Here is a 22,037-nt window from a genome sequence, read left to right as displayed (position 1 = left end):
GGCGGCTGAGCCCTCCTGGGAAGGGAGGGGGCGGATCGGCGCCGGATCGTGCGGCGCGCGGGACAGGTGCCGTGCCGCGTCAGCCGTTGAGCGCGGCGAGTTCCTTGGCGGCCTCCGTGAGGTCCTTCGCCGTGTCGATGGCCCGCCAGTACGCACCGTGCGGAATGGAGAACCCGGCCAGCCGCCGCTCACGGGCCAGCTGCGGGAACGTGCTGCGCTCGTGGTCGCCCCGGTCCGGCAGCAGTTCCGTGAACTCGGGCGAGAAGACGTAGACGCCCGCGTTGATCTCGAGGGTCGACGGCGGCGCCTCGATGAAGTCGCTGATGTACCCGAACCCGTCGGTCCGGACCGCCCCCCACGGCAGCCGCGGCCGCGCGAGCGCCAGCGTGGCCGTGGCGCCCCGGCCGGCGTGGAAGTCCGCCATGTCTCGCAGCGAGAACCGGGTCCAGATGTCCCCGTTGGTGGCGTACCAGGGGCGGTCGGGATGCGGCAGACGCTCCGCCGCGTACTTGAGCCCGCCGCCCCGCCCGAGCGGCTCGGGCTCGACGACGGTGGTGACCCGCACCGGCAGGTCGGCCGTGTCCAGCCACTTCTCCAGCACCTCGGCGAGGTGGCCGCAGCTGACGACCACGTCGGTCACGCCCTCCTGGGCGAGCCAGGCGATCTGGTGGCCGATGATCGGCGTGCCCGTGCCGGGGATCTCCACCATCGGCTTGGGCCGGTCGTCGGTGTACGGGCGCAGGCGTGAGCCCTGGCCACCGGCCAGGATGACGGCCTGGACGGGGCGCGCGGCGGCGTTCGGATCGGTCATGGACCGCACTGTACGTGCGCCCCGCGCGCCACAGGTCGAGCAGGGGGAAGGGGAACAGGGAGAGAGGGAGAGAGGGAGAGAGGGGGAGAGGGGTGGGCGGAGACGCTCGCGGACCTAGTTGCCCGCGGCGGCCACCCCCGTGGCGAACGACGTGTCGCACACCGGCCGGGAGAAGGACTGCGCCTGCACCGGTCCGTAGGCCCGGACCGCGGCCCTGCCCAGCGCGCGGGCGATGGAGGCGCAGTGGCGGGCCAGCGACGGCCGCTCGTCGATCGCCTTCTGCAGGTGGGTGAGGGCGACGCCCGGGTCCTTCTCCTGGAGCTCGGCCAGGAGCCGGTCACGGAGCACGTCCTGCGCGGCGGGACGGCCCTTGGCGGAGACGCCCGCCGGGGCACCCGCGTTCGCCGCTGCGAGCACCTGGTCGGCGGGCTCGCCCGACCAGTTCACCCGGGTGACCGCGAGCGTGCCGGAGAGGACCAGGACGACGGGGAGGACGAGGGCGAGCGTGCGGCCGATCCCCCGGGCGGGACCGCGGCCGGCGCGCGTCTGCTGGTTCGTGGTGTGCTTCACGCGAGTGAGGGTAGCGGGCGGTAGTTGTCCGGCGACATTTGGTAACCCTGATGGGTGACGTTTCGGTGAAGCATTCGAGCGACCAGGTTGACGTGCCGGGCCGTGCGTGGGGTGCCTCGCACGGTGTTCGCAGGGTGCCCGTACGGCGAAAGGCCCCGCGGCGTGAGGCCGCGGGGCCTTCGCATCCGAGCTGGAGTCCGAATCCGAGCTGGAGTCCGGGTCCGGTGTACCGGATCAGTCGGAGAGACGCTCGCCGGTGGAGGTCGAGAAGACGTGGGTCTCGCCCGCCTTCGGGACGACGTGCAGCTTGGCGCCCTTCTCCGGGACCTGACGGCCGTTGACGCGGACCACCAGGTCCTTGTCCTCGCCGCCGACCCGCGCGGTGCCGTAGACGTAACCGTCGGCGCCGAGCTCCTCGACCACGTTGACCGAGACCTCGAGACCGGCGTCCTTGGCGAGACCGGCGGAACCGCCGAGCTCCACGACGTCGAAGTGCTCGGGGCGGATGCCCACGGTCACCGTGGTGTCGCCGCGGTTGGCGGCGGCGGACAGCGCCTCACGGCTGACCGGGACCACGCTGTTGCCGAACTTCACGCCACCGTCGGTGATCGGGACCTCGACCAGGTTCATCGCGGGCGAGCCGATGAAGCCGGCCACGAAGAGGTTGGCGGGGCGGTCGTACATGTTGCGCGGGGTGTCGATCTGCTGGAGCAGACCGTCCTTGAGCACGGCCACCCGGTCGCCCATCGTCATGGCCTCGACCTGGTCGTGGGTGACGTAGACGGTGGTGATGCCCAGACGGCGCTGGAGCGACGCGATCTGCGTACGGGTGGAGACACGGAGCTTGGCGTCCAGGTTGGACAGCGGCTCGTCCATGAGGAACACCTGCGGCTCACGCACGATGGCGCGGCCCATCGCCACACGCTGACGCTGACCGCCGGAGAGCGCCTTCGGCTTGCGGTCCAGGTACTCGGTGAGGTCGAGGATGCGCGCGGCCTCCTCCACCTTCTGCCGGATGACGTCCTTCGGCACGCCCGCGATCTTGAGCGCGAAGCCCATGTTCGCGGCGACCGTCATGTGCGGGTAGAGCGCGTAGTTCTGGAACACCATGGCGATGTCCCGGTCCTTCGGCGGCAGGTGGGTGACGTCGCGGTCGCCGATGCGGATCGCACCGCCGTTGACGTCCTCGAGACCCGCGAGCATGCGCAGGGAGGTGGACTTGCCGCAACCGGACGGACCGACGAGGACGAGGAACTCGCCGTCCTGGATCTCGATCTCGAGCGCGTCGACCGCGGGCTTGGTGCCGCCGGGGTAGATGCGGGTCGCCTTGTCGAACGTAACAGTGGCCATGGTGAGAGGCCCCCTTCACCGGCAGGAACGTGCCGGACGATCCGTAGTGGAAGGTGGTGGCTGTGCGGCCCGGAGAACCGGGCTGCACGGACGTTAACCCGCCCGACCCTCGAAAGTCAGCAGGGTCCGGGGGAGAAGTTCACAACAATTCTCGGCGAGGTCGCCGCACCCGGTGGGTACACTGCTCGGGCAACGCCTCCTTAGCTCAGCTGGCCAGAGCACCGCTCTTGTAAAGCGGGGGTCGTCGGTTCGAACCCGACAGGGGGCTCCAGGCAGGACAGGGCGAAGGCCCCGGACCGATCATGGTCCGGGGCCTTTGACATCCACGTCTGACATCAACGAGGGCGGTCACTCACGGGCGGGCCGCCGCTTCAGCAGCCGGTCCATGTGGCTGATCGCCTCCCGCTGCGTGTCCTGCACGACGTGCGTGTAGACGTCCATGGTCATGCTGATCTGGCTGTGGCCCAGGATCTCCATGACGACGCGGGGTGCGACCCCGGCGGCGGTGAGGAGGGTGGCGCAGCCGTGCCGGGCGTCGTGCAGCCGGACGGGCCGGAGGCCGGCGGACTCGCTGACGCGGACGAAGGACCGGTGCACGTTCCGCGGCTCGATCGGCCGCCCGGTGCGGGTCGCGAAGACGTAGCCCTCAGAGGTCCAGTCGATGCCGGCGGCCGCGTACGCCGACTGCTGCCGCATCCGATGCCAGCGCAGCGGGGCGATGCAGATGGCCGGCAGGGGCAGGGCACGCGAGCGGCGCCCCTTGGTCTCGTCGTTGTAGAGCACCCCGCGTCGACGCTGCACCTGCTGGCGCACCAGGAGGACGCGGTACTCGAGGTCGATGTCCCGCCAGCGAAGCCCGACGATCTCGCCCCGGCGCAGGCCCATGGCGATGGCGAGCACGAAGGCCGCGTACAGCGGGTCCCGGCGGGCGGCGGCGAGGAAGTCGAGCGTCTCGTCCAGCGACCACGGGCTCAGCTCCCGTGGGGTCGGCCGGGGCGGCTCCACGAGCGTGGCGACGTTGCGCGTGATCAGCTCCTCGCGGCAGGCGGCGGAGAGGGCCGTGCGCAGGACGCGGTGCGACTCCTTGGCGGTGGCCGCGGTGGTCTTCTTCTCCAGCTGCAGGAGGAAGCGACGGACGTCGGGAGCGCTCAGGGACTCCAGCCGTTTCGTGCCCAGCATCGGGGAGAGGTAGAGGCGCACGTGCGCCTCGTACTTGTCGTAGGTGCTGAGCTTGCGGCGCGGCTTGACCACGCTGTCCAGCCAGAAGGCCAGCCACTCGGCGAGCTTGGCCGACCGGGTCGGCACGGGCACGCCCTGGTCCACCTTGGCGAGAAGTTCCCGGCGCTTGCTGTCGCACTCGGCCCAGGTCTTGCCGTATGCGAACTTGCGGGCGCGGGTGCCGTCGGGCTGGAGGACGTACACGGCGGCGTGATAGCGGCCGTCCTTGCGCTTGGTGATGGTTCCCGCGCCGTTGGGGTTGCGCTTGCGCTGCTGGGCCATCAGGCGGCCTCCTCGATCTCGCGGGCGATGAAGTCCCGGAGGGCGTCCGCCGGCACGCGACGGGAACGGCCGATGGTGATGGACGTGAGACGACGCGAGCGGATCAGGTCGTAGACCGTGGAGCGTCCGAGCTTGAGCCGGGCCATGACCTCCGGCACGGTCAGCAGTTCGGCGGTCGCGGTGGTCATGCTGCGGCTCCTTCCAGGGCGAGTTGGTCGAGCAGGGCTTCGCGGGCGGTCTCGCGGTTGAGCTGGATGTCTCGGGCGATGGATGCGGCGAGCCAGGATTCGCCGGGGGTGTGGCCGTGGCCGGCGTAGGCCCAGTGCGCGAGGGTGAGCGTGGTGTCCTCGGCGGTGTCGGCGGGGTCGGGCAGGCCGAGGGCGGCGCGGTGCTGGGCGGCGCGGTAGTCCGCGCGGATCTGGCGGAGCGCACCGAGGGTGGTGGAGTAGGTGCGGGACTTGGTGGAGAAGTGGCCGCGGAAGCCGAGCATGTGGGCCCACCGGGCAAGCTGCCGGTCCCGGTAGAGCGGCTGGAGGCTGACGCAGGCGACCATCAGGCGCCGGGCGTGTTCGGGGATGTCCAGGCGTTTGAGGTCTTCGCCCAGGCCGGTGCCCTGGCAGGTGGCGCAGCGGCCGAGTGCTGCGTCGGCGCGGTCGTAGCGGGGGGAGCGGCCGGTGCCGCGGCAGGTGCGGCAGTGCACAGGCGCATCCGCGGCGCCGGTCGTCTCGGCGGCCTTGGTGGCGTACTTGGCGACGTAGGAGGCGACGGCCGCTTCGGTGATGTCCTCACCGTCGTCGAAGGCGCGGATGGGTCGTACGTCGAGCTGGGTGCCCCAGCGCAGCGTGCGGGCCGGCTGCTTCCCGGCGGCGGGGACGTCGACTGCCACGCGGGCCGCGGCGGCGTGGATGGCGTCGGTGAGCAGGTCGAGGGTGGCCCAGCGCGGCGGCGGACTGTCAGGTCCGGCGGGTCCGTCGAAGCGGATCACCGCATGGAAGTGCACCGCTCCGCGTTTCTGGTACTCGGCGACCTTGCCGAAGGAGACGCGGGATTGTTCGCGGGCGTCCTTCTGCGTCAGCCCGGCCCGCTTGGCGATCTCGCGGCGGAGGTAGATCGTGAAGTAGCGCCACAGGTCGGAGGCGTGGTTGTTCCACAGCACCGCACCGGCGTAGTCGTAGGTTTCCGGGTCGAGCGGCGTGCCGAGTTCGGGGGCGTCCTCCTGGTGCCAAGTGCCGCAGCGGCAGGGGCGTTTGCCGGGCCGGTTGTGGACCGGGCCGAACGAGGGCGCGGTGAGGGTGGCAAACACTCGCGGGTGGTCGCGCACGGTGTGGGGCGTGCCCTTGGCCGGGTCGCCGGTGAGGCCGGCGCGGATCAGGTGGTAGGTGTCTCCGGCGTAGGTCCAGGCGCAGGACGGGCAGCGGGAGGCCCGGCGGTTGCCGCAGGCGACGCGGAGCCGCCCACCGGGCTCGGTGTCGGTGGAGTAGGCGTAGAGGACCTGTCCGGTCTCACGGTCGCGGGTGACAGTGGAGCCGCGGAGGTGGATCGGGTCGGAGCAGCCGCCGGTGCGGCGGATCTGGTCCTGGACGCGGTCGAAGCCGGGGGACCCGGCCACCCGCAGGAGGTCTGCGAGGGTGGCCGGGTCCAGGCCCGCCGCGGCAGTGGCGACGGTCATGCGGTTACCGCCGGACGGTGGCGAGAGCGCCGGCGGGGGCGGTGCGGCCGGTGCCCTTGCAGGTGGGGCAGGTGACCGGGAGCGTCTGACGGGTGCCGTCCGGGTGGCAGGTGCCGGTGGTGATGGCGGCGGTGGCGAAGCCGTCGCAGTCGCGGCAGATCCGCGAGGCCGGGGGGTGCTGGGGCATGATGGGCTTTCCCTTCCGGGTCCGTTGGGGTCTGGGAGTGGTGCAGGCGCCCGGGGCGGCGGAAGTTTGGCGACCGAGGCCGCCCCGGGGGCCGTTCAGCGCTGGGGCTTGTTGTGCATGTCGTTGACGAGCAGGCGCAGGACGATCGCGGTGACGGCGATCGAGACGCCGGTGATGGCGACCGCCAGGAGCATCGAGACCAGGACGGCGCCGACGACCAGGACCACGGCCCCGCCACCGGCGGCGAGGGCGACCGCGCTTCCGGGCGTGAGCTGGATGACCGGCCGACCAGCGGCGGCAGGTGCCATCGGCGCCGGCTGGTACACCGCCGGGGCCGCGCCGGGCCTCTCCGGCTCGGGTATCGGCTGGACGGGCGTGGCCGGTATGGAGACCGCGGGCGGGTACTTCGGAGTGAACATCAGGAGTGATCCCTTCGGCCGTATTCAGTCGAGGACGGAGCGGAGCGCGGTGCCGATGAACGTGTCGGCGGAGAGGTAACCGGCCAGCAGCAGCGCGGCAACGAGCCAGAACGGCGGGCGGACGAGGCGGATGCCGAGGAGGGCGACGGCGACCAGGGCGAGCCAGAGCGGGACGTCGATCACGGCCGTCTCCTCACGCCTTGCAGCGGTGGGTCTGGGCGGCGAGCTCGGCCCCGGCCCTGGTCGGGTAATCGCCGGAGAAGTCACAGCGCGGGGCGGTGCAGACCGCGGTGTGCTGGTCCCGGCCACGGCCGTCGTAGTAGGTGGCGACCTGCACCAGGCCTATTCGGATCTTGTTGCGGAAGCGTCGGTACGCGGACACGTAGAACCTCCTGGTCAGTCAGGTGAGTTGAAGTTGCGCGACGATCTGGTCGGTCATCGGGGCCGGAAGGCCGAGACGGGCCGCAAGGACGTCCACGGGGATCGGTGAGCCGGTGGCGGCCTGGTGGGAGTCCGCCAGCTTGCGAGCGTGGTCGAGGAGCGCGGACGGGATCGCTGGCGTGGCAGGTGTTGACGGAGGCACCGGAGCCAGCTCGGGCACGGGCGGGGTGGAGTCGACCGGAGCCGGTTCGGGGTCGGGCTCTTCGGCGCGCTCCATCTCGACTTCCGCAGGCGCACGGTCGACGGGCGGCGTCACCTCGTCCGGGACCGGTGCCTCGTCCGAGGTGGTGTGGGCCGGGGAGTGGACGAGGAGGGTGCCACCGAGGAAGGCGAGAGCGGGCCACCCTGCGACGAGGATGCGTAGCCAGTCCGGCACGTCGGTGAGGTCGAGAAGGCCGGCGGTAGCGATGTTCGCGCCGAGCGAGGCGAAGAGGGCGACGATGAACCAGGTCCAGGCCCCGCCGTCTCGCACGGTGCGCAGTCGACGCCATGCGGCGACCAGTAGCAGGTCCACGGAGATCGGGTAGGCCCACGCCTTCCAACCGGTCTGCCCGGCGGCTTCCGCGAGGTCGTGTAGGTGGGAGAAGGACAGAGCGCCCGCGATGACGGCCTGGATGAGCACCGCGTCCGGGCGGAGCAGTCGAGCCATGAGGAGTCACCTCCCTTTGGGGGAGTTGGGCCAGGACCGGGCGGGAGCAGTTCGACCGCCCGGCCCCGGCGGCTTCATTCGGTTGCCGGGACCGGCTTGACCAGCGAAGGGCGTTGCCCGGCGACCGGCTCGGGCACGTAGGGCCGGAACGGTTCGAGGGCAGGAACGTCGGGGACCAGGTGCGCGTGCTCGCGGCAGACCGCGATCACCTCGTCCCGGGAGACCTTCGGGGTGCGGATGCGGCACCAGCCGCCGGAGGCGTCGGTGGCGACCGCGGTTCCGGGGCGGTCGGCGGGGATCTGGCAGGCCACCGGGACCGCCGCCGGGGCGACGTCCTTGAGCCCCATCTCTGCCGTTTCCTTGTCGTTGACGCGGTGGACGACGCGGCCGGTGAGCTGGGCTCGGAGCATGGTGGCGCCGCGGCCGAGGTCGGAGCCGAAGCGCTGCCCGCACACTTCGAGGTAGAGGCCGGCGGCGCGGCCCATCTGCGCGAGCCGGATCAGTGCGGTCACGATCCGCTCCCGGCGTTCCTCCTCCTTCTTCGAGGAGGTCAGGAACAGTTCCGCCACCTCGTCCACCAGGACCACGACCGGCACCGGCCGCACCTCGTCCGGCAGCTCCCACAGATCCGCAGCGCCGTAGAGGCTGAGCAGGTCGAACCGGTCGCCCATCTCCGTCAGCAGCACGTCCAGGAGGTCGGCCGCCCGGTCCGGGTCGGTGGCCAGCGCCGACAGCCGCGGCGCGTAGCCGGCCTGTTCCACGCCGCGCTTGCAGTCGATGCCCACCAGGGCGGCGGGGAGCTGGGCCAAGCCCTTGATGAGGTTGCGCTGATACATCGACTTCCCGGAGAAGTTCGCCCCCAGTGTCAGCGCCATCGGTACCGCCCGGTAGTCACGTTCGAACGGCGTTCCGTCCTCCCGCAGAGCGACCGGGACCACCATGTCCCGCGGGCGGGCCTTGGCCGGCATCCGGACGTCGCGCAGGACGTCGTAGCCGGTCATCCGAAGCTCGACGAAGCCAGGCTTCACCGGGGCGACGGTCACGGAGTGAACGCCCCAGGCGTGGCGCAGGCGTTCGGTCGAGGCGATGACGTCGGCGGGTTCGAGGCCGGCGGGAAGCCGGAGCGTGACCCGCAGGCCGGTCGACGTGCCCCGGACCCGGCGAACCTTCGGCGGCACCGGTTGCACCTCGCGCCGGGCGACGTTCCGGGCCATGAACGCCCGGAGGCCGGACGGCTGCACGGTCAGCCCGCACACGTCCATCGTGGAGCGGTACCGGAGCGTGAACCGGCCCACCGTGAGCGGCTTGCCCACCAGCGACCAGTACACGCGCGGCGCCCGCGCCTTCGCGTAGCCGAGACCACCCGCACCCGCTAACGCGCCGGTCGCCTCCACCCACACCGTCAGGTCAGCCATGGTCAGACCGCCGCCGTGATGGCAACGGCGCGGAACGAGATGCCGTGGCGCTTCTGCCCGTTGAACTCGTTCTCCCAGTCCCGCGCCTTGAGCCCGATCACCTTCACCGGCATCCCCGGCGCCAGGCCCTCGGGGTAGCCCGTCTCCGGGATGGTCACCTGGTAGAGGTTGCCCTCACCCTCGTCCGAGACGAGCAGGCCCACGGTCGACAGGGGCGCTCCGGTCTCCCGGTCCATCGCGCGCTCACCGGTCTTGGCGTTCGCGAGCTTGGGCGTCGGCGCGGTCGCCACGAACACCACGGCGGTCGAAGTGTCGATCTTGAAGGACGGCATGTGCACTCCCAGAAGTGAAGTCGGGACAGCTCGAAGGCTCGCCAATCCATTGCAGTCCTAGGACTGCGGCGGCCTTGACGAGACTGTGGCACGCAGTCCTGGGACTGTCAACAGTCCTGGGACTGTGTTTGACTTAGAGGGAACGGAAGGGGCGCACATGGCGGCCAAGTGGCGAGAGCTGGCGGACAAGCTGGCCGAGGAGATCAGGAGCGGCAAGTACGAGCCGGGACGGCAGCTGCCGCACATCAGGGAGCTGGTGGAAAAGGGCGCGGGCTCCAAGTCCACGGTTCACGCCGCCTACAAGGCCCTTGAAGCCGAAGGCCTGGTCACCTCCTCCCGAGGTCACGGCACGGTGGTCCGTAAGCAAGCGCCACTGAAGCGGCTCGGTATCGCCCGCTACGACAAGGCCAAGTGGCGGGACGGGGACGAGGTCGCGTTCATCGCCGACCGCGTGGCGTCCGGCCGCGCCTATCGCCGCAACGAGCAGACGCAGACCGTCAGCCTCGTGGAAGCGCCGGCACTGGTGGCCGCGGCCTACGGACTTCCGGAAGGCGCGGAGGTCTACGCGCGCGCACGGCTGGTGAAGGAAGGCGAGCAGCCCACCCACACGCTGACGAGCTACTACCTCCCCGAGCACGTCGAGGGCACCCGCCTCGTCGATCCCACACCGGGACCGGCCGGACGAGGCGGCGGGTTCCGGGTGCTCTACGACGCCGGCTACGAGATCGACCACATGAAGGAACAGCTCTTCGCCCGCGTCCCCACCGCCGACGAGGTGAAGCAACTGCAGCTGCCGCCGGGTGAACCGGTCGTCGAGCTGCACCGCACGGCCTACACCGCCGAGGACCTGGTGGTGGAGTTCGCCATCGGCGTGCACGCAGCCTCTCGGTTCGCCTGGGAGTATGACTTCAAGGTGCCGGACTCCGCAGCGGACCCGAAGGGCTAGACGTGATCTCAGAGCAGGACCGGGCAGACGCCAAGCGCTTGTGGGAGTACCACCAGATGCGCCACCATGCCCGGCCCTGCTCGGTCGCCATCGGCCTCGGAAGCCACGATCTCGGCGTGGCCGACACCGCCGTCGAGCTGTACCGGCGAGGACTGGCCCCCCTGCTCCTGTTCACCGGCGCCACGAGCCCCACGACGCGAGAGCGCATGCCGCGAGGAGAAGCCGTCCATTATCGGGAGCGCGCACTCGAGCTGGGCGTGCCCGAGACGGCGATCCTCGTCGAGCCCCGGGCGCGCAACACCGGTGAGAACATCCGCTTCTCCAGGGAGCTGCTGGCCGAGGCCGGCGTGCCGGTGTCGTCGGTGCTGCTGATCAGCAAGCCGTACGAGGAGCGGCGTGCCTACGCCACCGCCCGCAAGCTGTGGCCCGAAGTCGAGATCGTCAGCGCGTCCACGCCGATGACGTACGAGGAGTACAGCGACTCCATCGGGGACGAGCGACTCGTGATCGACATGCTGGTGGGGGCGCTGCAGCGGCTGGTGGTCTACCCCGAGCAGGGGTTCATGATCCGCCAGCCCGTCCCGGACGACGTCATGGACGCGTACCAGCGACTGTGTCGCAACGGCTTCACCAGTCGGCTCCTTGCCACCGACACGACAACGAGCTGACCAGCACCGGGCATTGACCCGAGCAGACGCGTAGCCCGTTGTTACGAATTTCTCTACCTCATCAAGCCCGGCTGCGCTCCGCTCCGCCGGGCGCGCTCCCGGCTCCGCGTCGCGCTGCGCTCCTGCCTTCGGCCCGCTCCGCGCACGCTATGCCGACGCGCGCCCACGGGAGGAGCAGGGCCAGGCGGAGAGGCGAGTACCGCACCACCGAGGCCGCAGTGAAAGACATGCCTCCGGCGGGGGCGCTCAGGCTCCGAGATGGCGGGGGCACCGCGGGCGGGTACCGGCCGAAGAGGGCTGGGGCGGAGGGCTCCCATCCCGTCTGCCGTCGACCCAGGCAGAGCCGAGCAGACACGGCACCTGGCGTCCAGGTCGTTCGTACAGTGGCGCGCTCCACCTGGACGCCAGGCACCGCGCCTGCTCCACGGTGTGTGGGTCGACGGCAGACGGGATGGGAGCTGGGCAGGCGATATGGCTGCGCTCATCTGAAATGTGCAGCTACGTGCCATAAATCCCTGCCCATCTTGAAGATGGCGCACTACTTTAAGGTAAGCCACATCTTTTATGTCGGTGTTGAGTTATGATCGCTGTTCTCACCGTTGCCGAGGGGGGTTGAACGTGGCCGAGCGTTCCATTGCTGCATACAAGATCGTTGTTCATCGGCGACAGAAGAAAGAATATCTCCCTCTCGATAATTTCACTGAGAGCGGAATCGACCTCTTGCAGGTATTCCACGGGTATCTCACATTTCTACAAGAAGAGGGATTTGACGACTCGGATAATGACACGGTTCTCCGGTCGCACGAGATATCGCGGCACCACAGGCACATTCGGGTCACACTGGCGCGCGGTGAGTACGGAGTAAGATCGCAATTCGAGGAGCGAGGCAGTGGAGCACCTCGCTTCAATCGGGAGCGAACTGACGTCGAGATGCGGAACTTTCGCAGCCTTCTGATTCTACCGAAGGGGCGAGAAGTGGGCCTTTTCCTTACCGAACGGGTCGGCAACCGAGGTGTCTACACTGCCTTTTCCACGGGATTGCGGCGCGCCTTCAGGAAAAGCTTTCCCGAATACGTAGTCGAAGTTAATAACCTTGCCCCAGAGGCAGCGCTGGCCCGAATCCTGGATCAGGGCGAAATTAAAAAGATTCGATTGGTTCGAAACCAAATTCCGGGGGACATAGCAGACCAGTATGACCTGGGCCAGCATGAAAGGGAGCTGGGCACCTTCGAGACCGTGATCAGCGCCCCTCGACGCAGGTTCCTGCCCAAGAAGGCCATCGCGAAAGTGATCAGCGGTGACGCCCAGGTATCGAGTCTCCTTGAGTGGCAGGAAGTCAACTACGACGACCTGAGGCTAGAAGTGCAGGTGGGCCGCCTGTCTAAGACAGTGTCAGTGTCCTCTGGTAAGACTCCACTAGTCACGTTCGACATCGATCAGGAGCTGCTCGATCCTGAGGGGGACCTGGCCGATGACGTCTTCTATCGTGAGGCGCTGAAGATTGCTGTAGAGCTTGCGGAAGACGTAAGCCTTACTCGGACTTCGGTGGCTGAGCAACAGTTCTCGTGGCCAACGTCCTGGAACGATTACCGGCTGGAGGTACCCCCGAGTGAGGATGCTGAACCTTAAGCCGATCTTCATTGATCATTTTCAAACGCTCCGTACAGGGGCCGGTAGCACTGAAACGATCTCCAAGGGTGACATCGTTTCACTCTACGGATTCCCTCTGACCGTTTCCGCTGTCGCCATATGGCAAGGCTGGAAAATGGGGGGAATCGGTGATCTCCTAACAGCGCTGTCGCTGATGTGCGGCTTGCTATTCAATCTCCTGGTCCTCTCTTTTGATGTCGCCTTGCGGGCTGCTGCCCAGGTAAGGGAGTCGCAGGTCGAAACCTTGTCCACCTCTGTCAAGATTCGCCTGATTCGGCAACTTCAAGCCAACACGACCTACGCTCTTGTAATTGCGCTGACGGTGGCGATTAGTCTTGCCGTAGGGGCCTCTAGGGGCATGGATAATTTCAATCCGTGGGTCACTGCAGCACTCGCTTACCTTCTCACTCACTTCGTTCTCGTTTTGATGGTGATCCTTAAAAGGATCAGGTCCATCTTCCGAAATGAGTTGACTCCGTAAAGCGCGAGGCCTGTTACCGCTGGCGTCACCTGTCGTAGATATACGCGGGTCGCGAACAGGCCGGTCGGCTGCGGATGGGTAGTGTCGTGTACTCGACGAGTTACGCATCTGGTCTCTCTGACATCTATGGCTGACATCAACGACAGCGAATGTGGAGGGACAGCAGCACTCGTAGCCGGTGTTCGAGTCGGTTGTGCACCTCAGTCGAAGTCAGTCGAGATCGAACTTGTAAAGCGGGGGTCGTCGGTTCGAACCCGACAGGGGGCTCCAGGCTCAGGCGTTTCATCGGGAACGCGGAACGCCCTCTCCGGGCCATGCTCCGGAGGGGGCGTTTCCTGTCCATGGGGACAGAGCGGCCACGCCTGCCGACACCGTTCTACGCGGCCGGCCCGTTCACCTCATCACGGCGCTGCTCGCACGCCTGGGGTCGGCGTTCTCCGTGAGATGCCCACCCAGTCATCCGTCCAGATGCCCATCGCTCGTGCGGCTGAATGACCACGGATAAGGCGTCTGAATGACCATTGATCATGCTCCTGTTGGCAAGCTGTGCTGCATGACAACCAAGCGTGATCTGTTTCCGAGGCGGGCTGAGGCCCTCGTCGCGGAGGCACTCGACGACACTCGGGTCGTGCTGGTCAACGGGGCACGGCAGGCCGGCAAGTCGACCCTGACTCGTCTGACCGCCGCGCGCAGGACGGAACCGGTTCTGCGTCTGCTGGACGATGCCGCCACGCTCCGGGCGGCGAAGGACGACCCCGCAGGGTTCGTCGAGCACGACTCGATGATGGTCATCGATGAGATCCAGCTTGCTCCCGAGTTGCTGAGCGCCATCAAGGTCGCCGTCGATCTGGATCCGGCCCCAGGGCGCTTTCTGCTGACCGGATCCTCCAGGATCCTGGCGATGAGAACCTTGCCGGACGCCTTGCCCGGACGCATGGAAGTCATCGAACTCTGGCCGTTCTCCCAGGGGGAACTGCACGGTGGGCCGGACCGGTTCATCGACGCCGCCTTCGCTCACGGTCCCGGACTCAGCCGTACATCGACCTTGCGCAAGCGTGACTACCTGGACCGCGCGGTCGTCGGCGGTTTCCCCGAGGCCGTGAAGCGCGCGCCTCGCCGTCGGACCGCGTTCTTCAACTCCTACCTGTCGACTCTCATCGAACGAGACGTTCTGGAACTCGCCAGCATCGAGCGACATGGTGAGCTGCTGAAACTCCTCGGTCTCCTGGCCGGACGTGCAGGTGGGCTGCTCGTCCCCGCCGCGCTCGCCACCGCCTCGGGCATCCCCCGAACCACGCTGGTGCGCTACTTGGAGCTGCTTGCCTCTGTCTTCCTCATCAAGAGCATCCCCGCCTGGACTTCAGGGCTGACGGGACGAGCGGTGGGCACGCCGAAGCTTGCCTTCGTCGACACCGGCGTCGCTTGCCACCTGACCGGCCAGGACGCTGCCCGGCTTGCCGAACCGGATGGAGCGGCCGGCGCCATGCTGGAGAACTTCGTCGTCATGGAGCTCGCTCGCCAGCTCACATGGTCCGAGCAGCAGGGCCGGCTCTTCCACTACCGCACCAAGGACAAGGTCGAGGTGGACGCTGTCATCGAAACTCCACGGGGCGACGTGATCGGGGTCGAGGTCAAGGCCGGAGCAACCGTTCGCACTGAGGACCTCTCGGGCCTGCGCCACCTCGCCAATCTGCTCGGCGACCGGTTCGTCGCCGGCTACGTCCTGTACACCGGACAGCAGACTCTGCCCTTCGGCGACCGGATCCGGGCGTTGCCCATGGACTCTCTGTGGCAACTCGGTCCTTGAGGAACGGGGCGGCGCCGCCCGTCGGCCCTGAGGCGGTCCGACTCGTCCTCCCCGCCAAGGGGACCGGCCGGGCGGCCAAGGACAGCATGGACGTGCGTCGGAGGGGAATCTGCGGAGAGCGGCCACGGGACGGCGTGGACCGTGACGCGTGGAGGGTCCCGTGCTCATGGGGCGGGCCGTGGGTTCGGAGACGACGTGCGTCGAGCAGGTAGACCGCTCGGTGTCCATCTGCTCGTCCTGGTGCCCCGTCCACGGTTGAGGCACCGGAGTCAGGAGCGCCCGGCGGCGCACATGCGGCACACGCGAGGCCGGGAAACGTCGCGAACTCGCGAGAACCGTCGAGTCGCGTTTCCGCAGTTCAGCGGCGCTAAGATCATCATTTCCGCAGGTCACCGCCTTGCCCGGAGAAAACATGTAGAGCGGGGGTCGTCGGTTCGAGCCCGACAGGGGGCTCCAGGTAGCGCAGGACGAGGGCCCCGGACCGATCATGGTCCGGGGCCTTCGGTATCCACCTCCGACATCGACGACGGTCGACCCTTGGTCCCGTCGTTGTGGAGCAACCAGCGCCGTGGGGTGTGTCCTGGGGCGGCGTCGGCCGTCTTCTCGTCCCGCAGGACTCGGGACCAGCGGCGGGTGACCCAGGGAGGGTCGGGGGGCGGACGGTCAGATGCTGGTGAGGTCGAACGACTCGGAGGGGCCGATCGCCGTGCGGCCGGCGATGAGCGGGCTCGTTCCGCCGTTCCCGGCCGTGACGTACTGGTTGTTGGCCTGGGCGCGCAGGCTGGTGGTGCCGTCGGAGTTGTTCACGCGCTGGAAGGTCTCCCAGGGCCCCACGGTCGTGCGGTTGGCGATGAGCGCGCCGGCGCCGGCGTTCTCGGCGCAGACGTACCGGCCGTTGACACGGGCGCGCAGTGCGACGGCGCCCCCGCCGAGGTCGACCAGGTCGAAGCGCTCCCAGTCGCCCACGGTGGCGCGGTTGGCGACGAGCGGGTTGGCTCCGGCGTTCTCCGCACAGACGTACTGGTTGTTGGCCCGGGAGCGGAGGCTCACCACCGGCCCGGTCGGGGTGGACGTGGTGAGGACGGCTTCCCAGCTCGTGGTGGTGGTGTTGGAGGTGGCGTCGGTGGGGAGGCGGTCGCGGGCGGCGGTGTCGGCGTAAAGACTCCAGCGCATCCAGTCCACGTAGGTGGCGACGGTCTGCGTGTGGTTGTAGCCGCTCCATATGTACTCGTCGTGGCGTGCGCCGCGGTGGGTGAGGAACGCCTTGGGCGCGGGCAGTTCCCCGTAGGCCTGGCGGGCGGAGGAGTACTGGCAGGTGGGGTCCTGGTCGCCGTGGACGAACATGACCTTGGCCGCCACCGTACTGCTCGGGTTGCCCATGTCGACGCAGGCGAACGGGACGGCGGCGGTGATCCGGCTGTCCGGCCAGGCGGTCAGCAGTCCGTGCGTGGTCATGCCGCCCAGCGAATGGCCCGCGACTCCGACGCCGACGCGGGTGTCGAGGTGCCCGGCGAACGGGTCGCCGGCCGTGGTGTGGAGGGCGAGGGTGTTGCTGATGACCTGCGAGACGTCCAGGGACTGGTTTCCGTTGTAGACGTCCTGGATGTTGCCCGAGGTACCGCTGGAGGTGGTGGGGAAGACGGGGGCTGGAACGACGAAACCGGCCTCGGCCAGGGGGCGGATCAGCGGTGCGTAGCTCTCGGGATTGCCGCCGAGTCCGTGGCTGAACTCGCAGACCGGGAAGACGCCGTCGGCGACGGGGGCATTGACGACCGGATTGCCGCCCGGAGTGCCGGTGGCGGGGTAGAAGATCCGGGTGGTCAGCCGGCGGCTTCCGCGTGCCCAGGAGTACTCCCTCACCCCGATGGCGAAGCGCTGGGTCGGTGCGGCTGCCGGGGCGGCGGAGGATGCCCTTGCCGTGGTGGCCCCGTACATCTGGACGGCGGCCACTGCTCCGGCGGTGCCCAGTCCCAGGAAAGTGCGTCTTTTCATGGCCGAGGTGTGCTCCTTGTCGGACGGTGTGGGGGGATGAAGGAGTTTCCCGTTGGCGGGAGGAATCCGCCTGCCTCCGCCGGTGGAGAGAGCCGGTGGAGCGTCGGTGGAGGGCGACGCTGTTCAGGAACCCGGCGCTTACCACGGATTCGGCGGCTGTACCGGAAAACCGAATCGGAAATTCGGGTAGCTGGTCCTTCGATGTCCGTGTCAGGCGCTGACGGGGAACGGTCCCGGTCGGCGGAGGGGTACGGCGAGCGGCTCCGAGCGGTGGGGCGAGGTCTGGCGTTCAGGGGTGGGGGCGGTGTGGTCTCCCCGGTACCTGGGTGGGAAAGCGGCTCTCGAGGCGTTCCCTCGCCCCTTGCCCATCGTTCGGTATTTCGTTCTGCATTCGCTTGATTGCATGGACAGTAGATAGGGGCTCGTGGGGTGTCAATCGTCGGGTGTGGTGCCTTGCGGTCATTTTTCGCGGGGTGATTCGCGTGCATGTGAATGGGGCGACCTTCAGGTGAGCGTCATGCGCTACGAGATGCCGGTGGCATGCGACGTGTGAGCCGCCGGCGTGGGAGGTAATTGCCGGTTTGCCTGGACTCTCAGGAGAGGGGCACTTACCGAGAATCGGCGAAACCGGCTTTTCCGCTCGCTGTCCGAAAGAACACGGCAGGCCCTTGATCGGATTCGACCGGTCGTCGGGTGCGCGGCCGCAGGATGGGCGGACGGTGTGGAGACCCCGCGTCGAAAAAGTGCGGGGCGGCCTACAACCCCATGCGCCACTTGCGTATCTGACTGGTCGTCGGATCGCCCGAAGGGCGCTCACCTTTTGTGAAGGGGATCCAGTGGGCAGTGCCCGAACGACTCGTATGTCGGCCTCGACCGCGGTGGTGATGGCGATGACCGGCGCTTTCGTCACCGTCGTCGCCCCGTCCTCCGCGTCGGCGGCGACGGCCTGCGCGGCCAACGTCTTCACCCGCCAGTTCTTCGCGAACACCACCTTCTCCGGCGCTCCGAAGAAGACGGACTGCGACAGCAAGATCGACCAGGACTGGGGTGCCGGCGCTCCCGCCTCCGGACTGCCGAGCAACGACTTCGGCGTCCGCTGGCAGCTCACCCGCGACTTCGGCTCCGGGGGCCCGTTCACCTTCACGGCCTCTTCCCGCGACGGCATCCGTGTCTACCTGGACGGCGTCCGCAAGGTGGACCTGTGGAAGAACGTCTCCACCGCGGTCTCCACGAAGGTCGACCTCACTGTCCCGAAGGGTGAACACACCCTGCGGGTCGACTACGTCAACTGGACCGGCTCGGCCGACGTCACGTTCGCCTACGCCCCGCGCACCTCCGCCACGGTGGACAAGGTCGCCCCCCTCGCCCCGACCGGCCCCTCCGTGGCCCGTGACGCGGGCGCCCGACGGAACTTCCTGAAGTGGACGGCGAACAAGGAGATGGACGTCGCCGGGTACCGCGTCTACCGGCGCACCCCGGGCCAGACCTCCTTCGGCGCTCCCCTCGCCACGGTCACCGGCACCTCCTTCACCGACACCACCAGTGGGGGCACGACCCACCTCTACGAGGTCCGCGCCTTCGACAAGGCAGGCAACGAGTCCTCCGGCTCCTCCGACGTCTCGGTCACCGGGAAGCCCGTCTACCTGCGGCAGTTCTTCGCCAACACCTCCTTCTCGGGCACGCCCGCGCGCACCGACACGGACAGCGCGATCGACCAGAACTGGGGCACCGGCACCGCCGCCTCCGGTCTGCCGGTCAACGACTTCGGCGTCCGCTGGCAGGTGACCCGCGACTTCGGCTCCGGCGGCCCCTTCACACTGACCGCCTCCGGCCAGGACGGCATCCGCGTCTACCTCGACGGCGTGCGCAAGATCGACCTGTGGAAGAACGGGTCCACGACCGTCTCCAAGACGGTCAACCTGACCGTTCCGCAGGGCGAGCACACCCTGCGGGTGGACTACGTCAACTGGACCGGCGCCGCTGCCGTCAAGTTCGACTACACCCCGCGTACCGACGCGTCCGTCGACCAGGTCCCGCCGCTCACGCCCACCGGGCTCCGCGTCGCCTATGACGAGAACACCGACTCCGCCACCTTCTCCTGGGCCGCCAACACGGAGATGGACCGCGCCTACTACCGGCTGTACCAGCAGACCGCGGTCGGCGACTGGGCCCCGATGGTGATCACCGACCGCACCACGTGGACGGCGACCGGCCTCCCCCGTGACGGTCGGATCCTGCGCTACTACCTCGTGACGAGCGACCGGGCGGGCAACGTGTCCGAGCAGACGCCCGCCCTGGAGGTCGCGACCGTCGACACCGTGGTGCCCGCCGCGCCCGCCCTCCGTGTCTCGCACCTCGACAACACGCCGCACACCCTCAAGGTCAACTGGGACACGGGCACCGAGAAAGAGCTCAGGAACGGGGGCGTCCTCGGCGTCTACCGCTCCACCGGCGGCGCGTCGGGCGACGACCCCGAGCTCATCGGCACGGTGGCGAAGGACTCCTCTCCGACGTGGCCCTACGCGTACATGGACGAGCTGCCCGCCTTCGACGGGACGGCCTACACGTACACGGCCGTGCTCACGGACGCCGCCGGCAACGCGTCGCCGCGGTCCACGCCGGTCACCGTCACCCCCGACGGCGTGGCGCCCGCCCCGCTCACCGGCCTGACCGCCACGCCCCGCGCCGACGGCGTCCTGCTGAGCTGGGACACCCCGGCGGAGACCGGCCTGCGCTACGCCGCCACCCGCGTCGTGCGGGGGGAGGACGGAAGCAGCCGCTACGACAGCCGCGGGTGCAGCGACGCCGTCGATCCGTCGAAGGGCACCTCCGTGGCCAACGCGCTGCTGTGCGTCGGACCCGCCGACGGCGAGACGGTGACCTTCGCCGTGGTCGCGTACGACGCGTGGGGCAACGGCATCCCGGTCGGCCAGGCCCCGACCGTCACCGTCACCGAGCTCGACCACCGGCCCGACGACGCCCGCGGCGCGCAGGGCGGTCCGCTGACCGTCCTCAACCCGGACGACGTCGCCCGTACCGGCCGGCTGGAGTGGGGCTGCACCGACGAGGTCGACGAGGTCGACGGGGCCGGCGAGGCCGGGCAGGCCGTGTGCGCCGACATCGCCACCTACCGCCTCGAGCGCTGGAACGCGGCCACCGGCGCCTACGAGACGCTCCTCACCGTCGCGGCCGACCCGGCTCGCACCCGCTACCCGAGCGCCGTGACCGTGCCGACCGGGTCGACGACGTTCTTCCGCATCACCGGCACCCTCGCCGACGGCACGACGGCCGCCGTGACCCACTACGCGGCGGCCAAGGGTTCCGCCGTGTGAGGCCGTGCCCCGCGTGTCGGGCCCGGGTGTGCCGCCCTACGCGCCGTTGTGTTCCGTCAGGCACGTGTACATCAGGTTCGCCCCCCACTCCGTGGACTCCGCGAAGGAGAGCACGGCGGCCCGGGACGGCTCGGGGCAGTCGGGGGCCTCGGTCATGAACGGCCCGCTTTCAGGGTCGTACGGCAGGAGGTCCGCGCACTGGTAGGCGGGCGCGTTCAGCAACAGGATCGCCTCACGCTCGGGCCCTGACGTGCTCCCCGTGTACACCAGGCAGAACGTCGCCGCGACGTCACCGCCGGTCGACGGGGTCCGGATGATGCGGACCTGCTCGACGGCGGCCGCTTGGACAGTGGTCTCGGGTTCGGGTTCGGGCGCAGGCGCAGGTTCGGACGCGCTTTCGGGGGAGGGGGTGGCGGCCTCGCTGCCGTCAGGTGGCGAGGCGGATGCCTTGGCGTCGGGCGCGGGGGCGGCGGCCGTCGTCCCGTCGTCCAGCACCTGCTGCGCGATGAGCGCTCCGCCCACACCCGTGAGGAGGCCCATGCCCAGGACGGCCGCGATCAGCCGGCCGACAGGGGCACGTCGTGGAGGCGGCGCCAGGGGCTTGATCACCGGCAGGTTGTCGAGGGTGTCCCCGTTGTGGAACCGCCGTAGCAGTTCGGCTTCCTCGTCGGGGCGTGGTGGTCTCTGCAAGCCCTCGGACATGGATCAATCCCCCCGGACGATCGAGCAACGGTCGGAGGGGCGGTATCCACCTGAGGCAGGATCAGGCCATGTCGACCGATGTCAGCGGAATGATCGAGTGCCGGCCGGGAGCCCGACCGTGGGGGCTGGACGACGAGGAGACCGTCTGGGAAGCGGGCATCGACCTCCTGCTGCTGAACAGCGGCAACGCCTACGACGGCCTGGCCTGTCTCTTCGGGATCCGCAACTACTTCGGCTTCCGCCCGCTCGCCGAAGGCCGTGGTTTTCCGGATGACGCGTCGGAAGGGCTGCGGAGGGAGTTCGCCGAGTGCGGCGGCCCCCGCTCCGTGCACGGGACGACGTGGCTGACCTGGGCCGAGCTGGCGGCCACCGACTGGCAGGAGACGGACGCCTCAGGGACGCGGAGCCGCGCGTCGGCCGCGGGGACCGACACCGCCTGGGGCCGCGTCTGGAGCGTCATGCGCGTCCTCGGTGAGATCCACGGCGCGGAGAACGTACGTCTCGTCGTCTGGTTCCACTGACCTCAGGGCGGACGCACGGGGGTGTCCGATCCCCGGGACGGGCCGTCCGGCCGCGTCGTGCCGTGTGAGGATGGCGGCATGATCCGACCCGCCGCGCCGGCCGACGTGCCCGTCATCCACGCCATGGTCCGTGAACTCGCCGAGTACGAGAAGGCGCTCGAGGAGGCCGTGGCCACCGAGGGGCAGTTGCGCCAGGCGCTGTTCGGGGAACGGCCCGCCGCGTACGCCCACATGGCGGTGGACGACGTGACGGGGGAGCCGGCCGGGTTCGCGCTGTGGTTCCTGAACTTTTCCACCTGGCGCGGCGTGCACGGCATCTACCTGGAGGACCTGTACGTCCGGCCGGAGGCGCGCGGCGGCGGGCACGGACGGGCGCTGCTCGAGGAACTGGCGCGGCTCTGCGTGGAGCGGGGCTACCAGCGGCTGGAGTGGTCGGTGCTGGACTGGAACGAGCCGGCGATCGGTTTCTACCGGGCGCTGGGCGCCCGGCCGCAGGACGAGTGGACGGTGTTCCGGCTGACCGACGAGGCGCTCACCGCGCTCGGGACCGCACGGCGGCCCGGGGAGCCGGCGGCCTGAAGCCGGGGACGGCGCG

23 protein-coding genes and 2 tRNA genes are annotated in these 22,037 nt (G+C 69.2%); 10 read left to right on the top strand and 15 right to left on the bottom strand.

What is annotated here, in order from left to right; translation table 11 throughout:
* Positions 1 to 79 precede the first annotated feature (79 nt).
* From HW445_RS03860 to HW445_RS03850, 3 genes are all read right to left on the bottom strand, one after another.
* Positions 80 to 811: a nucleotidyltransferase family protein gene (locus tag HW445_RS03860; RefSeq protein WP_180219614.1), complete on the bottom strand. Its 732-nt coding sequence runs from the start codon at positions 809 to 811 to the stop codon at positions 80 to 82.
* Positions 812 to 925: 114 nt separating this feature from the next.
* Positions 926 to 1,381, bottom strand: coding sequence for a hypothetical protein (locus HW445_RS03855; RefSeq protein WP_151774298.1), 456 nt, complete (start codon positions 1,379 to 1,381; stop codon positions 926 to 928).
* A 234-nt stretch (positions 1,382 to 1,615) separates the two neighbouring features.
* The gene (locus tag HW445_RS03850; protein ID WP_180219613.1) at positions 1,616 to 2,731 is read right to left on the bottom strand and encodes an ABC transporter ATP-binding protein; all 1,116 of its coding nucleotides are present in this window, start codon (positions 2,729 to 2,731) and stop codon (positions 1,616 to 1,618) included.
* A gap of 194 nt (positions 2,732 to 2,925) precedes the next feature.
* On the opposite strand from HW445_RS03850, the gene HW445_RS03845 reads away from it, so the two are divergent.
* A tRNA-Thr gene (locus HW445_RS03845) sits at positions 2,926 to 3,002 on the top strand.
* Positions 3,003 to 3,079: 77 nt separating this feature from the next.
* On the opposite strand, the gene HW445_RS03840 is transcribed toward HW445_RS03845, so the two are convergent.
* The 10 genes from HW445_RS03840 to HW445_RS03795 form a co-directional block, all read right to left on the bottom strand.
* Positions 3,080 to 4,231: a site-specific integrase gene (locus HW445_RS03840; protein WP_180219612.1), complete on the bottom strand. Its 1,152-nt coding sequence runs from the start codon at positions 4,229 to 4,231 to the stop codon at positions 3,080 to 3,082.
* Positions 4,231 to 4,419, bottom strand: coding sequence for a helix-turn-helix domain-containing protein (locus HW445_RS03835; RefSeq protein WP_166025932.1), 189 nt, complete (start codon positions 4,417 to 4,419; stop codon positions 4,231 to 4,233). The genes HW445_RS03840 and HW445_RS03835 overlap by 1 nt, the downstream gene beginning before the upstream one ends.
* Entirely contained in the window at positions 4,416 to 5,900 is a 1,485-nt protein-coding gene (locus HW445_RS03830) for a replication initiator (RefSeq protein WP_180219611.1), read from the bottom strand. Before HW445_RS03830 ends, HW445_RS03835 begins: the two co-directional genes overlap by 4 nt.
* A 4-nt stretch (positions 5,901 to 5,904) precedes the next feature.
* Positions 5,905 to 6,087: a hypothetical protein gene (locus HW445_RS03825; RefSeq protein WP_180219610.1), complete on the bottom strand. Its 183-nt coding sequence runs from the start codon at positions 6,085 to 6,087 to the stop codon at positions 5,905 to 5,907.
* 95 nt (positions 6,088 to 6,182) lie between these two features.
* Positions 6,183 to 6,506 (bottom strand): SpdD protein, encoded by a 324-nt coding sequence (locus tag HW445_RS03820; protein ID WP_180219609.1) that lies wholly within the window; start codon positions 6,504 to 6,506, stop codon positions 6,183 to 6,185.
* Positions 6,507 to 6,530: 24 nt separating this feature from the next.
* A complete protein-coding gene (locus HW445_RS03815; protein WP_180219596.1) occupies positions 6,531 to 6,689 on the bottom strand; it encodes a hypothetical protein in 159 nt (52 codons plus the stop codon).
* Positions 6,690 to 6,699: 10 nt separating this feature from the next.
* A complete protein-coding gene (locus HW445_RS03810) occupies positions 6,700 to 6,888 on the bottom strand; it encodes a mobile element transfer protein (protein ID WP_180219608.1) in 189 nt (62 codons plus the stop codon).
* Positions 6,889 to 6,906: 18 nt separating this feature from the next.
* Positions 6,907 to 7,596 (bottom strand): DUF2637 domain-containing protein, encoded by a 690-nt coding sequence (locus tag HW445_RS03805; RefSeq protein WP_180219607.1) that lies wholly within the window; start codon positions 7,594 to 7,596, stop codon positions 6,907 to 6,909.
* Between the two features lie 74 nt (positions 7,597 to 7,670).
* Entirely contained in the window at positions 7,671 to 9,011 is a 1,341-nt protein-coding gene (locus tag HW445_RS03800) for an FtsK/SpoIIIE domain-containing protein (RefSeq protein WP_180219606.1), read from the bottom strand.
* Positions 9,012 to 9,013: 2 nt separating this feature from the next.
* Positions 9,014 to 9,343, bottom strand: coding sequence for a hypothetical protein (locus HW445_RS03795; protein ID WP_180219605.1), 330 nt, complete (start codon positions 9,341 to 9,343; stop codon positions 9,014 to 9,016).
* A gap of 157 nt (positions 9,344 to 9,500) precedes the next feature.
* Here HW445_RS03795 and HW445_RS03790 point away from each other — a divergent pair, with 157 nt between their 5' ends.
* The 6 genes from HW445_RS03790 (at position 9,501) to HW445_RS03765 (ending at position 15,351) form a co-directional block, all read left to right on the top strand.
* Positions 9,501 to 10,289: a GntR family transcriptional regulator gene (locus HW445_RS03790; RefSeq protein WP_180219604.1), complete on the top strand. Its 789-nt coding sequence runs from the start codon at positions 9,501 to 9,503 to the stop codon at positions 10,287 to 10,289.
* A 2-nt stretch (positions 10,290 to 10,291) separates the two neighbouring features.
* The gene (locus HW445_RS03785; protein ID WP_180219603.1) at positions 10,292 to 10,957 is read left to right on the top strand and encodes a YdcF family protein; all 666 of its coding nucleotides are present in this window, start codon (positions 10,292 to 10,294) and stop codon (positions 10,955 to 10,957) included.
* A gap of 618 nt (positions 10,958 to 11,575) precedes the next feature.
* Positions 11,576 to 12,586 (top strand): hypothetical protein, encoded by a 1,011-nt coding sequence (locus HW445_RS03780; RefSeq protein ID WP_180219602.1) that lies wholly within the window; start codon positions 11,576 to 11,578, stop codon positions 12,584 to 12,586.
* Entirely contained in the window at positions 12,567 to 13,088 is a 522-nt protein-coding gene (locus HW445_RS03775) for a hypothetical protein (protein ID WP_180219601.1), read from the top strand. The genes HW445_RS03780 and HW445_RS03775 overlap by 20 nt, the downstream gene beginning before the upstream one ends.
* Positions 13,089 to 13,602: 514 nt before the next feature.
* The gene (locus tag HW445_RS03770; RefSeq protein ID WP_218956529.1) at positions 13,603 to 14,895 is read left to right on the top strand and encodes an ATP-binding protein; all 1,293 of its coding nucleotides are present in this window, start codon (positions 13,603 to 13,605) and stop codon (positions 14,893 to 14,895) included.
* A gap of 355 nt (positions 14,896 to 15,250) precedes the next feature.
* Positions 15,251 to 15,351, top strand: a tRNA-OTHER gene (locus tag HW445_RS03765).
* A 207-nt stretch (positions 15,352 to 15,558) separates the two neighbouring features.
* Here HW445_RS03765 and HW445_RS33230 read toward each other — a convergent pair.
* Positions 15,559 to 16,887, bottom strand: coding sequence for a mucin-2 (locus HW445_RS33230; RefSeq protein ID WP_257230822.1), 1,329 nt, complete (start codon positions 16,885 to 16,887; stop codon positions 15,559 to 15,561).
* 860 nt (positions 16,888 to 17,747) lie between these two features.
* On the opposite strand from HW445_RS33230, the gene HW445_RS03755 reads away from it, so the two are divergent.
* The gene (locus HW445_RS03755) at positions 17,748 to 20,219 is read left to right on the top strand and encodes a PA14 domain-containing protein (protein ID WP_180219600.1); all 2,472 of its coding nucleotides are present in this window, start codon (positions 17,748 to 17,750) and stop codon (positions 20,217 to 20,219) included.
* Between the two features lie 36 nt (positions 20,220 to 20,255).
* Here the strand turns inward: HW445_RS03755 and HW445_RS03750 are convergent, their stop codons facing one another.
* Positions 20,256 to 20,921, bottom strand: coding sequence for a hypothetical protein (locus tag HW445_RS03750; protein ID WP_180219599.1), 666 nt, complete (start codon positions 20,919 to 20,921; stop codon positions 20,256 to 20,258).
* Between the two features lie 68 nt (positions 20,922 to 20,989).
* Between HW445_RS03750 and HW445_RS03745 the strand changes: the two genes are divergently transcribed.
* Together HW445_RS03745 and HW445_RS03740 are read left to right on the top strand one after the other, a co-directional pair.
* Positions 20,990 to 21,442 (top strand): hypothetical protein, encoded by a 453-nt coding sequence (locus HW445_RS03745; RefSeq protein ID WP_180219598.1) that lies wholly within the window; start codon positions 20,990 to 20,992, stop codon positions 21,440 to 21,442.
* A gap of 78 nt (positions 21,443 to 21,520) precedes the next feature.
* Positions 21,521 to 22,021: a GNAT family N-acetyltransferase gene (locus HW445_RS03740; RefSeq protein WP_180219597.1), complete on the top strand. Its 501-nt coding sequence runs from the start codon at positions 21,521 to 21,523 to the stop codon at positions 22,019 to 22,021.
* Positions 22,022 to 22,037 lie beyond the last annotated feature (16 nt).

Source organism: Streptomyces sp. UH6 (assembly GCF_013421635.1).
Taxonomy (GTDB): Bacteria; Actinomycetota; Actinomycetes; order Streptomycetales; family Streptomycetaceae; genus Streptomyces; species Streptomyces abyssomicinicus.
The sequence above is the reverse complement of the archived record's forward strand: the minus strand, read 5'-3'. Positions and strand labels throughout refer to the sequence as shown.